The 15,426-nt window shown below is 53.0% G+C and carries 10 protein-coding genes and 1 pseudogene; 4 read left to right on the top strand and 7 right to left on the bottom strand.

Features of this window, described 5'->3' with window-relative positions:
- Positions 1-24 precede the first annotated feature (24 nt).
- Complete coding sequence (gene cheB / locus IGQ16_RS09915; RefSeq protein ID WP_297061339.1) at positions 25-1,059, top strand: chemotaxis-specific protein-glutamate methyltransferase CheB; 1,035 nt, start codon at positions 25-27, stop codon at positions 1,057-1,059.
- Here the strand turns inward: cheB and IGQ16_RS09910 are convergent, their stop codons facing one another.
- From IGQ16_RS09910 to IGQ16_RS09895, 4 genes are all read right to left on the bottom strand, one after another.
- A complete protein-coding gene (locus tag IGQ16_RS09910) occupies positions 1,060-2,763 on the bottom strand; it encodes a R3H domain-containing nucleic acid-binding protein (protein ID WP_024125661.1) in 1,704 nt (567 codons plus the stop codon).
- The gene (gene ldpA / locus IGQ16_RS09905) at positions 2,756-3,784 is read right to left on the bottom strand and encodes a circadian clock protein LdpA (RefSeq protein ID WP_024125660.1); all 1,029 of its coding nucleotides are present in this window, start codon (positions 3,782-3,784) and stop codon (positions 2,756-2,758) included. Before ldpA ends, IGQ16_RS09910 begins: the two co-directional genes overlap by 8 nt.
- Before the next feature lie 19 nt (positions 3,785-3,803).
- Complete coding sequence (locus IGQ16_RS09900; protein ID WP_297061336.1) at positions 3,804-4,589, bottom strand: RNA polymerase sigma factor SigF; 786 nt, start codon at positions 4,587-4,589, stop codon at positions 3,804-3,806.
- A gap of 204 nt (positions 4,590-4,793) precedes the next feature.
- Positions 4,794-5,615, bottom strand: a complete 822-nt coding sequence (locus tag IGQ16_RS09895; RefSeq protein WP_024125658.1) for an undecaprenyl-diphosphate phosphatase — start codon at positions 5,613-5,615, stop codon at positions 4,794-4,796.
- Positions 5,616-5,758: 143 nt separating this feature from the next.
- Here IGQ16_RS09895 and IGQ16_RS09890 point away from each other — a divergent pair, with 143 nt between their 5' ends.
- The 3 genes from IGQ16_RS09890 (at position 5,759) to ftsH2 (ending at position 10,994) form a co-directional block, all read left to right on the top strand.
- The gene (locus IGQ16_RS09890; RefSeq protein ID WP_297040628.1) at positions 5,759-6,607 is read left to right on the top strand and encodes a hypothetical protein; all 849 of its coding nucleotides are present in this window, start codon (positions 5,759-5,761) and stop codon (positions 6,605-6,607) included.
- 15 nt (positions 6,608-6,622) lie between these two features.
- Entirely contained in the window at positions 6,623-9,037 is a 2,415-nt protein-coding gene (recG, locus tag IGQ16_RS09885) for an ATP-dependent DNA helicase RecG (protein WP_297061333.1), read from the top strand.
- 61 nt (positions 9,038-9,098) lie between these two features.
- The gene (gene ftsH2 / locus IGQ16_RS09880; RefSeq protein WP_297039539.1) at positions 9,099-10,994 is read left to right on the top strand and encodes an ATP-dependent zinc metalloprotease FtsH2; all 1,896 of its coding nucleotides are present in this window, start codon (positions 9,099-9,101) and stop codon (positions 10,992-10,994) included.
- Positions 10,995-11,087: 93 nt separating this feature from the next.
- Here ftsH2 and IGQ16_RS09875 read toward each other — a convergent pair whose 3' ends face one another.
- The 3 genes and pseudogenes from IGQ16_RS09875 to psaB form a co-directional block, all read right to left on the bottom strand.
- A complete protein-coding gene (locus IGQ16_RS09875) occupies positions 11,088-12,146 on the bottom strand; it encodes a mechanosensitive ion channel (protein ID WP_255325349.1) in 1,059 nt (352 codons plus the stop codon).
- A gap of 63 nt (positions 12,147-12,209) precedes the next feature.
- A pseudogene (locus tag IGQ16_RS09870) lies at positions 12,210-12,749 on the bottom strand (hypothetical protein); the annotation flags it as partial.
- A gap of 450 nt (positions 12,750-13,199) precedes the next feature.
- Entirely contained in the window at positions 13,200-15,425 is a 2,226-nt protein-coding gene (gene psaB, locus IGQ16_RS09865; RefSeq protein ID WP_297061330.1) for a photosystem I core protein PsaB, read from the bottom strand.
- Position 15,426 lies beyond the last annotated feature (1 nt).

Here is a 15,426-nt window from a genome sequence, read left to right as displayed (position 1 = left end):
TGAGAATGTGTAAAGTCTACTTCAATGACTATTCGGGTGTTTTTAGTTGAAGACTCACCAATTGCCCTGAACACTCTTAAGCAACTGTTGCAATCTGCATCCGATATTCAGGTTGTTGGGGTAGCCACCAACGGCAAAGAGGCCCTCGTTGCAATTCCATCCTGCCAACCGGATGTTGTCTGCACGGATCTGTACATGAAAGAAATAGATGGGTTAGAGCTAACCCGTCAACTTATGGCGCGTTACCCGCGTCCTATTTTAGTGATCACCGTAGCTACAGCCGAGGAAGAAACGGTCTTTGAGCTGCTGCAAGCAGGTGCAATTGATGTGTTTCCCAAGCCGAGTAGCGGTCTGCTAGCCGATTACGATCGCGCCCAACTGCTGAATAAGATTCGAGTACTTGCAGGAGTGAAAGTGTTTACCCGCTCCCTACGTCCTACCCTTAGTTCTCCAAGTGTTGCAGCGCCACCCCTGCCAAAGGGGCACTCATCATTAAACCTAGCTATTGTTGGAATTGGTGCTTCGACAGGGGGCCCTCAAGCGATCGCCAAGGTCTTGCAGTCGTTGCCTGCAACCTTCCCTCTACCCATTGTCTGTACCCAGCACATTAGTCCTGGCTTTCTCAGCCGTCTGATATGTTGGCTATCCCAAGAAACCAAACTGCAGGTTACTGTGGCAACTGCCGGTGAAACGCCCCAACCTGGAACCGTGTATTTTGCACCAGATCATTTGAGTTTAGAAATTGATTGCCGAGGCAAGTTTTGCCTGATACCCGCTTCTGCCAACGAAAGATATTGTCCCTCTGTCAATGTAATGTTTCGCTCCCTAGCAGCTTACTATGGCGATGCCGTTATTGGGGTGTTGCTCACGGGAATGGGAGATGATGGCGCAGCGGGGATGCAAGCAATTGCCAAGGTTGGCGGAATCACCATTGCCCAAGATGAAGCCACCAGTGTGATTTTTGGTATGCCCAAGGAGGCTATTGCCCTTGGGAGTGTGCAGCATGTTTTGCCCATTGACCGCATAGGCGCCTTTTTACAGGCGCTGGTAAATCCCTAATTAGCGCAAGAAGTTGGGATAAATCCGCAGTCGTCGGTTTGGCTCCTCACCAAAGCTACAGGAAGTCAAGTGGTAGTGCTCAACCAGCTCATGCTGCATCCGTCGAATATTCGCCGATCGCGGGAGTAGCTCCACGACTTGCCCCTTGGGAATAACAATTTCTTCCACGGCTAAGCGCGCCTCCTCAAGGGCTTCCAATTCATCATCACTGCCCGTTGGACTAAAGAGGGAGAGATCCGCTGACTCTGCTGGGCTGGGGTCTTCAATGCCAAGCAAATGCCGTAGCCCTCGGACAATTTGCGCCATACTGTTGGTTTTGATGGCATGGATGGGTAGATGGTGAATATGGGCCAAGTGCCGCAGCTTGCTTTCCCCCTTGAGGTGGGAGCGCAGCGTCAAAATCACATCCGCCTGATCAATGTCCTTCGTGACCACAATGGGCAGGTTTAGGGTCTGAATTGCTTGCTCTAAATGGTGGCGGCTGACGGCGTAGGGAAAAACGTGGAGGGGGAGCTCTTCCCCATTCGGACCGACCGTGGGGGCATCCAATGTCGCTTCCAGCAACCGGGCAAAATTCGCTCGCAGAGGTTCTTTACTGCCATCAGTGACCGGTAGCATCTGGCCACTGTCCCGCCAGGAGGGACGCTGAGGCGCAGATTTGACCTCCGATCGCTGGGGGGCAGGTTCAGGGCGACTAATCACCACTGAGCCATCGGCAGCAACGCTGCGAATTTCCGGAACTGGTTGGCGCCCCCGCAACAGGAGATCCACACTGGCAGCCACATCGAGATGAATGGCCCAGCGATCGCGCTCTAGCATTTCCACAGCTATTTGAAAGGTGGGTGGAGCTTTGCGTTCAAGAACACTCTTTTGGGTGCCCCGGCGGCGCGCTTCCTCATCCCCAAGGGTGACCGATTGAATGCCCCCCACTAAATCTGCGAGGGTCGGGTTTTTCATCAGGTTCTCAATTTGGTTGCCGTGGGCCGTACCAATCAGTTGTACGCCTCGCTCAGCAATTGTGCGTGCCGCTAGCGCCTCTAGTTCTGTGCCAATCTCATCAATAACAATCACTTGGGGCATGTGGTTTTCCACCGCCTCAATCATCACCTGATGCTGAAGTTCTGGGCGTGCCACCTGCATCCGCCGTGCCTTGCCAATGGCCGGATGGGGAATATCACCGTCGCCAGCAATTTCATTGGAGGTGTCAATAATCACCACCCGCTTGTGCAACTCATCCGCCAAAACGCGGGCAATTTCCCGTAGAGCGGTGGTTTTACCGACCCCCGGCCGCCCCAGGAGCAAAATGGACTGGCCACTTTCAACCAAGTCGCGAATCATGCCAATCGTGCCAAAGACGGCTCGCCCCACCCGGCAGGTCAAGCCAATAATCGTTCCTTGGCGATTGCGCAGGGCACTAATACGGTGCAGCGTACGCTCAATCCCAGCGCGATTGTCACCACTAAACTCGCCCACCCGATCCACGGCATATTGCAACATCTCACGGCTGACGGGCGTCGCGGCAAGATATTGGGTGCTGTGGATAAACCGCGCTTCCGGCAGTCGCCCCAAATCTAGAACAATTTCTAGGAGTTCTTCCCGCTGCGGATGATCGGTGAGGGACTGTCCAAGGGGCGGCGGTAGGATGGCTAATAATTGATCGAGATCGTCAGTGACTTGGCGTTGTCCAGCAGTCAATTCAACCATAGGGCACAGAGAGTGACGGGACAGATTTCAACGGAGAAACAAGGGTAGCTGCTTCAGCGACAGCCGCTGCAAGGACGTCAGGAACAGTTTGCCAGGGTTGGTCGGCGATCGCGTGGAAAGGGGCAAGGCGTTTGCGGGCATAACTACCATAGGCAACACCAGCAATTCCCCCTGGAGCTAATAGTCCCATTGCCCTGAGTTTAGCAACCGTATGGCCATTTGTGCCGCCCGCCAACTGCACAAATCCGGGTAAATTTGCCCCTAAAATCGCCTGACCCAATTGAATGGTGGCTCGCGTTGTGCCATCGCCAATATCGCCACTCATAGGGCGGCCATCGGCCTGCCAAATGAGAGCACACTCCAAAGGTTGAATCTGCCTATTGATCCAATGCAAATAGTCAATTATCCCCTCCCCTTGGGGACAACTGATGGCCAGTACCTGCACATACCGTACCCACGGGCGCACTTGCTGCCAAAGCTCGCTAAAGGCACTGTAACGTTGGGGTTGGGTGTGGATTTCGAGGGCTTGGATCGTGCCAGCCCTAATCAGGGACGTGATGTCCTCAAAGACTGCGGGTTGCTCATCGGTGGTAATCAGGCCCAGCGGGCACAGGGGTAAACAGCGACCACACCCATAGCAGCGATCGCGCACCACCCCTTGCACCTGTTCATTAAAACGAATCGCCTCAGCAGGACAAATGCGTTCACAGGGGCGATCGCACCCTGGCGGGCAGCGACTTGGATCAAATGTGGCCTTCCGAAAATGGGGGTCAGTCCCATCGTTAATACTCACCATCAGTAGGGGGCGGGTTGCACCAAGGCTGGCGGCAACGGCCAAGGCCTCATTGGCTGCGTAAATCACGGCAGGGTCGGCGGCCACATCGATACAATCAGCCCCTGCAAGTGCATAGGCCAACGTCAGGTTATAAATTTGGGCAACATCTTGGAAACTGGCACCGTTGATGAGTTTGAACCAACGATGTGCCGCTAAAGCCGCTAGGGGGGCAGCAAAATCAACCATGAGTATATTTTATGCATTTTCAAGATTCAGCGTCATCGTGACGCATCATCTGTTGTAGGGCTTGGAGGCCTTTTTTAATCTGCCGAGAGACTGTGACCGCACTGAGGCCCAAAAGTTCAGCGGTTTCTTTTTGACTCAAATCATGCAAAAAGACAAATTCCAGAATTTGACAGGTGCGGGCTTCCAGTTTACGCAGACACTGCTGCAGACGAATCCGATCTTCCTCGGCCAGCTGAAAACTTTGGTACCGTTGATCGGGCACGACGTCACCGAGGGCAACGGCCTCTTCCTCACCCTCAAAGGTAGGGGCATCGAGGCTAACAGGGGTGGTGTAGTAGCTGGCAAATTTTGCCTCCTGCCATTCCTCAAGGGGGACATTGAGGGCCTGGGCAATTTCGCTATCGGTGGGGGGGCGCTCCAGTTGTTGGCGTAATTCCCGAATGACTCGCTTTCCTTGGCTTTGCAATGTTTGCCAACGTCGGGGCACGCGAATTTGGGGACTTTTGTCCCGCAGGTAGTGTTGAATTTCACCGCGAATATAGGGAATCGCGAAGGAACTAAAGGCCACCCCCTTAGTTGGGTCAAAGCGTTCAATGGCGTGAATGAGACCAAGGGTGCCCACTTGCATGAGATCGTCAAAGCTTTCTTGGGTGCACCGTACCCAGCGATGGACTTCCTTGCGTACCAATCCTATGTTCAACTCAACAAGGCGATTCCGCAATTCCGGTGCAGGGTTATCTTGGTATGCCTGCAACAGCGAAAGGGTGGAATGCTTTAGGTCGGTGTTGCCTGTCGTGCTGAACATAGAACACACGCTTGGGGTTTCCTACTGTGGCCAAAAAAATAAGCAGATCCAGGTGTGCCTTACTGGCTTGATGGGGTTGGATAGCAATCGCGCCTCTGTACAGCTTCCTTGATTTCACTATCCCATACCTACTATGCTCAGATATCCCTCATTTCCCTGTGATCTCAACCACAGATAAGGTTAAATTTTGCTAAATGTTGTTCTTTAGGTTTGCAGACTACCGAGGGCGATCGCACCCCACAACGCAGCTCCCAAGCCAATCCGATACCAGATAAAGATCCAAGTGGAATGGCGTTGCAGGAACCGTAGCAGCCAAGCGATCGCCAGATAGGAAAACACCATACTCGATAGCATGGCAATCACAAGGGGAATGAAGAGGGTGCCTTGATCAAAAACATCTTTGGCTTGCACCAGTGTGGCGATCGTCAGAGTGGGAATGCCCAACAGAAAGGAAAAGCGCGCCGCTGTCTGCCGCTCTAGTCCCAAAGCTAAAGCCGCAGTCAACGTGGAGCCTGAGCGTGAAGCCCCCGGTAACAGGGCAATCATCTGGCCGCACCCCACTAAAAAGCCATCCAAAATGCCAATGTCCTGATACGTGCGTTTACGGGAACCCCACTTTTCCGCTAGGCCCAGGAGAATCGCCATGGCGATCGCCATCGTGGCAATGACCTGAGGCTGATCCAACTCCACTTTGGCCAATTTCAGAAGCAGTCCTGCCGCTAATGCAGGGATGGTGCCTACCGCAATACCAACCAATAACTTCCATTCCTCTCGCTGCCAATCCCGCCGCTGCCATGCCTGCCAAGCCCCTTGGACAATTTGACGAATATCCTGCCAAAAATACCCAAAAACTGCGATCACACTTCCAAACTGCATCGCATCTAGGGCCGTTTTGTGCCAGACACTCTTCCACCCCAACAGATCACTAAAGAGAATCAGGTGAGCGGTACTGCTAATGGGTAAAAACTCTGTAATGCCTTGCACCAAGCCGAGGATGACTGCTTGTAGACAAAGAATAATATCCACGTTTCTGCCTTACCTTTGCAACCCCACTATCTTGCCATGAGTCGGCAAATAGTCTATGCTCACCAAGATTTTGTAATAGATTGTAGAAACAGTCTTCTTAAACGCAGCAGCACTGTTTTGCCGTTATGCCAGTTTAGGCCTGTATGTCCGGTAACTTAGAAGCCGTTGAGCGGGAAATTTTAGGGTTGCAGGGGATGCTATTGACCGCGTTGGCGGAAATGCGTCAGCTTTATGATGTTTATTTGGAGATGCTCGCCCCCATTGCCCGTCAGCAGTTGATCACCGTGAGTTATCAGGTGTGCACCCAAGTCTTTCCAGAGCAATTTTTGAGCCTTGAGGATGCCGAGCGGCAGGAACTTCAGCGTCAGATTGCTGAACTGGCGATCGCCTTGGAGAGTACTATCTTAGGCCTACAACCCCGCGGCCAAGCAGACCAAACTCCAGCCCAAGAGGCGACGAATGGGGAGGAAGACTCAACAAGCTCACAGGACCCTACCTCCCTACCGCAGCAATTGAGCCAAGTCCTTTATCAAAGTTCGCTCAAGATTAACCATCTGCTGCAACGGGCAGCTATCTTACCGCCTGCCCCAATCGCGGTGATTTTAGAGATTGCCAGTCAGGCGGAAAATCGTCCCCTAGGGCGGATTCCCCATCTGTTGACCATGATGCTGGATGAGCAGAAGCCGCAAGAGGAAGGCGAAGAGAAGCAAGACACAAGTGAGTCCTCCAGGGAATCCTCGAGCCATCACCCCATCGCAGCTATTTATCTGCAACTTGAGGAATTGGAGTTTCAGCACCCCCCCCTCGCCAATCAGCGCAGTCAAATTCGCCAACTGGAAGCGCGTCTGGCCACCCTGCAAAAACAACTCCACAAAAAACAGCGGCAATATTTGGTTCTCAAGGCCAGTCGCGCATGGTGGCAAACGTGGAAAGCCAATGACGCCGCAGATGCGACCGCGCGTGTTCCCGAGGTCATGGATGGTGAACCTTAGGTAAGGAGGCCTCCTGTGTCCCTTGACTGGCCACGCCTACAACGCGCCCTTGCCATTGAAACGGAGCGGGGTTTTTGTAACCTTCAGGGCAATACCTATCGGTTCAATGAGTATTTACACGAAGCGTTAACGCAGGCCCCTCTGCAACAACTGCCTCCTCAGGTGCGCGATCGCTGGCAGAAAACAGCGGCAGCCTATGCCCACTACAACGATCTGTCCCCCAGCCAACGACAACACCTGGTGGTGAAAACCCGCCAACTGCTCCACGATGTCCACAAACAACTGGCCAGTTCACCCCCAAGATCCCGTCCCCTCGATCAAGCCCTCAAAACAGTGCCTGGGATTGGCGAACAGCTCCGCTGCGTCGTAGGCGATCGCCCTGCGGCGAAATTGGCAAAACTCGGGCTTTATACGGTTGCGGATCTCATTTACTACTTCCCCCGCGATCACATTGACTATGCGCGCCAAGTCCCGATTCGGCAACTCCAAGCTGGGGAGACCGTCACCCTTGTGGGTAAAGTCCGCCGCTGCAACTGTTTTACCAGTCCGCGCAATGCCAAGCTGACCATCCTAGAAATTATTCTTCAAGATCGCACCGGAGAAATTCGCCTGAGTCGTTTCTATGCCGGGGCCCGCTATGCCCAACGGGGATGGCAAGAGCAGCAAAAGCGCCTCTACGCCCCCCAGACCCTTGTGGCCGCCTCTGGCCTCGTGAAGCGGACGAAGTACGGCCTCACCCTTGAGGATCCAGAGTTGGAAGTGCTGGATCATGCTGGGGCAGAAATAGACTCCCTCACCATTGGCCGGATTGTGCCCGTCTATCCACTGACGGAGGGGATATCGCCCGAGGTGATTCGCCGTGCGGTCGCTCGCATTCTGCCCTTGGTGCAAGGCTATCCTGATCCCCTACCGCAAGCGCTACGCCAACGTCACCAACTCATGCCCCTAGACATGGCGCTGCGTCACATACACTTTCCGCCAGATCAAACCCAACTGAGTCTGGCACGGCGGCGGCTGATTTTTGATGAATTCTTTTATCTGCAATTGGGGCTACTCCAACGGCGGCGACAGCAGCAACAGCAGGCCAGTGCCCCCCTCAAGCCCCAAGGGGAACTCATTGAGCAGTTTTACCAACGGTTGCCCTTTCAACTCACAGGGGCACAGCAGCGGGTAGTGGCGGAAATTTTGGCGGATTTAGAGCAGCCGATTCCCATGAATCGCCTTCTCCAAGGGGATGTGGGGTCAGGGAAAACCGTTGTTGCCGTGATTGCCCTATTGGCGGCAGTGCAGTCTGGCTACCAAGGGGCACTGATGGCGCCCACGGAGGTTCTGGCAGAGCAGCACTATCGCAAGCTCTTTGAGTGGCTTACCCCCCTCCATGTGCCGGTGGAACTGCTCACGGGCTCCGTACGCACAACCAAGCGACGCCGGATTCTCGATCAATTGGCAACGGGGGAATTGCCGGTGCTGGTGGGTACCCATGCTCTTATCCAAGAGGGGGTGAGGTTTCAGCGGCTCGGTCTAGTGGTGATTGATGAACAGCACCGCTTTGGGGTAGCCCAACGGGCAAAGCTACAAGCCAAGGGAGTCCTGCCCCATGTGCTGACCATGACGGCGACACCGATTCCCCGCACTCTTGCGTTGACTCTCCATGGAGATTTAGATGTTAGTCAAATTGATGAATTGCCCCCCGGTCGGCAGCCAATTCAAACAACCATCTTGGGACGGGGCGATCGCTCCTGTGCCTACGATTTAATCCGCCGTGAAGTCGCCCAAGGGCGTCAGGCCTACATTGTCCTGCCTTTGGTTGAGGAATCGGAAAAAGTGGATTTGAAATCCGCCATTGCCGAGCACAAGCGATTACAAACGGAGATTTTTCCCAATTTTCGGGTAGGACTCCTCCACGGTCGCATGGCATCTAGTGAGAAGGATGCAACGATTCAAGCCTTTGCCCAGGGGCAACTGGATATTCTTGTGGCTACCACGGTGATTGAGGTGGGAGTGGATGTCCCTAATGCTACAGTGATGCTCATTGAAGATGCTGAACGCTTTGGCCTATCACAACTCCATCAACTGCGGGGGCGGGTGGGGCGGGGTGCCCAACAGTCCTATTGTCTTCTGCTGCTCAATAGTGCTCGCAATGATGCTGCCAGGCAACGGCTGAATGTGCTGGCCCAGTCTCAGGATGGATTCTTTATTGCGGAGATGGATCTGCGGCTGCGGGGGCCAGGGGAGGTGTTAGGGACGCGGCAATCGGGATTACCAGACTTTGCTCTAGCTAGCCTTGTTGAGGATCAAGATTGCCTAGAAGCGGCACGATTGGCAGCGACTGAACTGATCGCAGAGGATCCTGAGTTACGGAGCTATCCTCTGCTGCAAGCCGCTCTCCAGCAACGGCGCGATCGCCTCCGCGAGACTATGATGAACTAAACTCCCGCCTTCAGGAGGGATATGTTAAATTTAGTTAAGAACCTGATAAAAAGCGCCGCCAATGAAAGTCTCTTGGAAAACTGCTCTCCTTTGGTCAATACCCCTACTGCTCATTGGGATTCTCCTATGGCAAGGGGTGAGCAACTTTATGCTCAATCAAAGTCAGCCTCCCCTGAATACTGCCAGTACGCGCATGAGCTATGGGCGATTCCTCACCTATCTAGATGCGGGTCGCATTAGTAAAGTCGACATTTTCGATAATGGTCGCACCGCCATTGTGGATGTCTCTGATCCGGAATTGATTAACGGCCGCCCCCTGCGGGTACGGGTAGATATGCCGGGGACAGCGCCAGAAGTCATTAGTAAACTGCGCGAGCAGCACGTAGAAATTGATGTGCATCCAGCTCGCAATGATGGTGCCCTGTTGGGTCTGTTGGGTAATTTACTCTTCCCCATCTTGCTTTTGGGCGGACTCTTTTTTCTTTTCCGCCGCTCCAGCAATGTGCCAGGGGGACCGGGCCAAGCGATGAACTTCGGCAAATCTCGCGCCCGCTTTCAAATGGAGGCCAAAACCGGCGTGATGTTTGATGATGTCGCTGGTGTTGATGAAGCCAAGGAAGAACTGCAAGAAGTGGTTACCTTCCTGAAGAAGCCGGAGAAATTTACAGCAGTCGGTGCTCGCATTCCCAAGGGGGTGCTGCTGGTGGGGCCGCCGGGCACTGGCAAAACGATGCTGGCCAAGGCGATCGCGGGTGAGGCAGGCGTCCCTTTCTTCTCCATTTCGGGCTCAGAATTTGTCGAGATGTTTGTTGGCGTCGGTGCTTCCCGCGTCCGGGATCTCTTCCGCAAAGCGAAAGAAAATGCCCCCTGCTTGATCTTTATTGATGAGATTGATGCCGTGGGTCGCCAGCGGGGTGCGGGGATTGGCGGTGGCAACGATGAGCGGGAGCAAACCCTCAACCAACTCCTCACAGAAATGGATGGCTTTGAGGGCAACACAGGCATCATTGTTATTGCTGCCACAAACCGTCCCGACGTCCTTGATGCAGCGCTGCTGCGTCCCGGTCGCTTTGACCGGCAAGTCATTGTCGATACCCCTGACATTAAGGGTCGTTTGGCAATTCTCAAGGTACACGCCCGCAACAAAAAACTGGCGCCCGAAGTGTCCTTAGAAGCCATTGCTCGCCGTACGCCCGGCTTTACCGGTGCCGATTTGGCCAACCTCCTCAATGAAGCAGCGATTCTCACGGCCCGTCGTCGCAAGCCGGCGATCACGATGCTGGAAATTGACGATGCCGTGGATCGGGTTGTTGCTGGTATGGAGGGCACACCACTGATTGATGGCAAGAGCAAACGTCTCATTGCCTACCATGAAGTGGGTCATGCCATTGTCGGTACGCTGCTCAAGGATCACGATCCGGTGCAAAAGGTAACCTTGGTGCCCCGTGGTCAAGCCCGTGGTCTTACTTGGTTCATGCCCTCAGAGGATTCAGGGCTGATCTCGCGATCGCAACTCATGGCGCGGATGGCTGGTGCCCTGGGCGGCCGGGCAGCTGAATACGTTGTCTTTGGCGATGCTGAAGTCACCACCGGCGCAGGCAATGATCTACAACAGGTAACGGCAATGGCGCGGCAGATGGTGACTCGCTTCGGGATGTCTGACCTTGGGCCGCTGTCTTTAGAAACCCAAAATGGCGAAGTGTTTCTCGGGCGCGATTTGGTGTCTCGAACCGAATACTCTGAGGAAATTGCCGCTCGCATTGATGCCCAAGTGCGGGAATTAGTGCAGCACAGCTACGAACTGGCCATTAAGATCATTCGCGAAAACCGGGTCGTCATTGACCGCCTGGTGGATCTACTGGTGGAAAAAGAAACCATTGATGGTGAAGAATTCCGCCAGATTGTTGCTGAGTACACCGTAGTTCCCGATAAAGAGCGATTTGTGCCCCAACTGTAGGGCACAAACATTATCCCCATCCCTGCTCCCCCAATTTACCCTGGGGGATTTTTTATGACTAGGACACCTAATCTCAGGGAAGCCCCCAATGGCTCACTCTGGATTCGAGTTTCTACCCTTGAGCAAGGCAATCCACTCTTCCACTTGGGCTGCGGCAATCCCGCGACATCCCAATCCAAAAGCCAGGGCGATCGCCACCGCAATTGAACCAAAAAGAAGGCCAAAGGCAAGGTTCACAATACTGGTAGCAACGCCCATGTGCTGGAGTGCCATTGCCCCCACAAACGTCATGATGGCAATTCGGGCCGCTTGGCCTAGAAAGCGGGCCTGGGAGGTTCCAGAAGCGGCGAGAATCCGAAACGCCAAATTGGCAAAGTATAGGCCCACGGCCAAGATGAGGATACCCACCAGTACCCGACCGAGGATGATCATCAAGGCGCTGACAAAGGCAGTCAGGGCAGGGATATCCAGCACATCCACAGCCGCGATCGCCCCAAAAAACATTGTTCCCACCAAAGTAACAATGCCAACCACTTCAGACGGTTGGCGCCAATGGGCAGGACGCTCCGCAGGTTCTACAGCCGTGGCAGGCAGAGATTCAATGCCCAACCAGACAAGAACCTGATCAAACCCAATTGTTTGCAGGAAGTTTTGCACCATCTCAGCCACAAAGCGACCGATGACATAGGCCAAAATGAGAATAATTGCGGCCGTAAAAATTCTTGGCAAGGCCGTCAGCACTTCATTGAGCATTGCCGTTGCCGGTGCCGTAATGGCTTGAATTTGCAGCGCCTCAAGGCTAGCGATCGCCGTCGGAATCAAAATTAGGACATAGATGATTGTACCGATAACCGTTGCCAGGGATTCACCCAGACTAGCCTGCCCTAGGCCCAAACGCTGGCCAATGCGTTGAATTCCCATAGATGTCATTAAGTTAATGACTAAGCTGCGCACAATTCGCGCAATAAACCAGCCAACAATAGCAATGATTACTGCCTTCAATATAAAGGGCAGTGTCCCTAGGATATCGTTTAAGAGATTTTGCACAGGCTGCAGCGAGCCCTCTAGATTAAGCACCCCTAAAATCAAGGGCAGAAAGAAGAGAAACACAAACCAGTAGAGAGTATTTCCCAACATCTCAGCCACAGACATTGTGGGAATCCCCTCTGGAGTGTCCTCTTTTCCAGATTCCAGCGGTAATGAACGATCCAAATTGAGAGAACGGGCAGATTGAGTCACGAGCATTTTCGATATGGTTGCCACGACCCAAGCCAAATCCAAAAGCAGAATAGCAACCCCTAGTTTTGGCAGGAAAGTAAAAATTTGATTCAGAAAAGCATTGAGAGGCTGGGAAACTATTGTGAGTCGCAGCGCATCCAAGAAGGCCACCACTCCCAGCAAAAAGATGATCCAAAAAACAACTCCTGAGAGAATTGCTGTTAGTGATAGGTTTCGCAGCGATTCATTCTCACCCAAGAACTGGCTCAACCATTCATCAAGACGCAGCCGTTTCAAAATTGATCTTGTTACCCTTGCCAAAACAATTGCAACAATCCAACCAATGAATAACAAAGCAAGTGCGATGATCACCCGCACTAAAAGCCCCCACCAATTATCCAGACCTAAGGTAAGGCCAGCTGAATTTTCACCAACTATCTGAGAAGGTTCTGCAAGATCGACTTGTGCCAATAACTGTTCAATATAGTTTCTGTACGGAAATGTAGAAATAATAAAGAATGCGAGCTTACCCTGCATTACTCGTATCTCCAGTGAGAGCAGCAAAAACTAACCGAGAAATTCAGTCCTATAATAACAATGAAGTCAAGTTTCTGAAAACAGATTTTAAGTAAATCTTTAGGATACTGAGATACATTACAAGTTGCTAACCTTTAGTGCAATAAAGCTCTATTCCATAGAAGGAGATACAAAAAGATAAGAAACTAAAAGCAAACTACAGTTAACCGTGTTGACATGTCCAACGCAGCAGCCCATTGAATCGCCTCACCCACCGTTCCCTTGGGCATTCAATAATCAATAATGACTGAACCGTGTCCTTTGCCCTAGCCATAAAACTAGACTTTTGTCAAGTTATTGTCAATCTCTCAAGGGATTTGTGCCTCCAGTCACTCGGTCACCTTCTCCATAGGAAACAAAAATCCCCCACCACAGAGGCAGGGGACTAACAAAAGCTAACTAGTGAGTGGATCAACCAAACTTGGCTGCGGTTGAAGCAATTAGGAAGGCCGCATAGGTCAAGACATAGCCAACGCTGAAGTGTGCCAGACCCACCAACCGGGCTTGAACAATCGACAGCGCCACGGGCTTATCTTTCCAACGCACAAGATTGGCCAAGGGAGTGCGCTCGTGCGCCCATACCAAGGTCTCAATCAGCTCTTGCCAATAACCACGCCAGCTAATCAGGAACATGAAGCCCGTAGCCCACACCAAGTGACCAAACAGGAACATCCATGCCCACACCGACAGGTTATTGGTGCCGAAGGGATTGTAGCCATTGATGAGCTGGGACGAGTTCAGCCACAGGTAGTCTCGCAGCCAACCCATGAGGTAGGTAGAGTTTTCATTGAACTGGGCCACATTGCCTTCCCAAACACCCAAGTGTTTCCAGTGCCAATAGAAGGTTACCCAGCCAATGGTGTTCAGCATCCAGAACATCGCCAGATAGAAGGCATCCCATGCGGAAATATCGCAGGTACCACCACGGCCAGGCCCATCGCAGGGGAAGGCATAGCCGAAGTCTTTCTTATCTGGCATCAGTTTGGAGCCACGGGCATCCAACGCACCTTTGACCAAAATCAGAGTGGTAGTGTGCAAGCCTAGGGCAATGGCATGGTGCACCAAGAAGTCCCCAGGGCCAATCGTTAGGAACAAGGAGTTGGTACCACTATTGATGGCATCGAGCCAGCCGGGTAGCCAGACGTTACCATAGTTCGGCCAAGCAGTGCTGGCAATGCTATCGGGATTCGACAGCAATGTATCAAACCCATAGAGTAGTTTTCCATGAGCTGCTTGAATGAACTGGGCAAAGACCGGCTCAATCAAGATCTGCTTCTCAGGGGTACCAAAGGCCACCACCACATCGTTGTGGACATAGAGCCCCAAGGTGTGGAAGCCCAAGAAGAGGGACACCCAGCTCAGGTGCGAAATGATCGCCTCTTTGTGTTGCAGCACCCGATCCAACACATTGCCCTTATTTTGGGCGGGATCATAGTCCCGCACTAGGAAGATAGCACCATGGGCAAAGGCACCCACCATCAAGAAGCCAGCAATGTACTGGTGATGGGTATAAAGGGCAGCCATGGTTGTGTGGTCCTGGGCAATGAAGGCATAGGGTGGCAGTGAGTACATGTGTTGTGCCACCAAGGAGGTGATCACACCCAAGCAGGCTAAGTGCCAACCCAACTGGAAGTGCAGTGAGTTGTTATAGGTTTCATAGATGCCTTGGTGAGGCATATTGAAGGGGCCTTCCACCTTAGTGCCAAAGAAGTCCTTGGCATCCATCATCTCTTTAATACTGTGGCCAATCCCAAATTGGGTGCGGTACATGTGACCCGCCACAATAAAGAGCACCGCAATGGCAAGGTGGTGGTGAGCCATATCCGTGAGCCACAGGGACTCCGTTTGAGGATGGAAACCACCCAAGAAGGTGAGAATCGCGGTGCCAGCACCCTGTGCCGTGCCAAAGACGTGGTTAGCCGTGTCAGGGTTTTGGGCATAGACGCCCCAGTTCCCCGTAAAGAAAGGTGCTAGACCGGCGGGGTGGGGCATGGTGCTAAGGAAGTTATCCCAGCCCACGTGCTGACCACGGGACTCAGGAATGGCTACGTGAATCAGGTGGCCTGCCCAAGCTAAGGAGCTAACCCCAAATAGACCTGCCAAGTGGTGGTTCAACCGCGATTCAGCATTTTTGAACCAAGAGAGGCTAGGACGGAATTTGGGTTGCAAGTGCAGCCAGCCAGCAAAGAGAGCCAGCGAAGCCAGAATCAGCAGGAAGATGGCACCTTGGTACAGGTCACCGTTGGTGCGCATACCGATGGTGTACCACCAGTGATAGACACCAGAGTAGGCAATGTCCACAGGGTTAGAAGCCCCAGCTTGGGTGAAAGCTTCCACTGCGGCTTTGCCAAATTGGGGATCCCAGATCGCATGGGCGATGGGACGGGTGTTAACAGGGTCTTGAACCCATTGCTCAAAGTTCCCCTGCCACGCAACGTGGAATAAGCTACCAGACACCCACAGGAAGATGATGGCCAGATGTCCAAAGTGGGAGGCAAAAATCTTTTGGTAAAGATTCTCCTCAGTCATGCCATCGTGGCTTTCAAAGTCGTGAGCCATGGCGATGGCGTACCAAATCCGGCGTGTGGTCGGATCCTGTGCGAGGTCTTGGCTAAACTTCGGAAATTTAGTTGCCATA

The organism is Thermosynechococcus sp. M3746_W2019_013 (assembly GCF_015296045.1).
Taxonomy (GTDB): Bacteria; Cyanobacteriota; Cyanobacteriia; order Thermosynechococcales; family Thermosynechococcaceae; genus Thermosynechococcus.
This window is presented reverse-complemented; position numbering and strand designations above follow the sequence as displayed.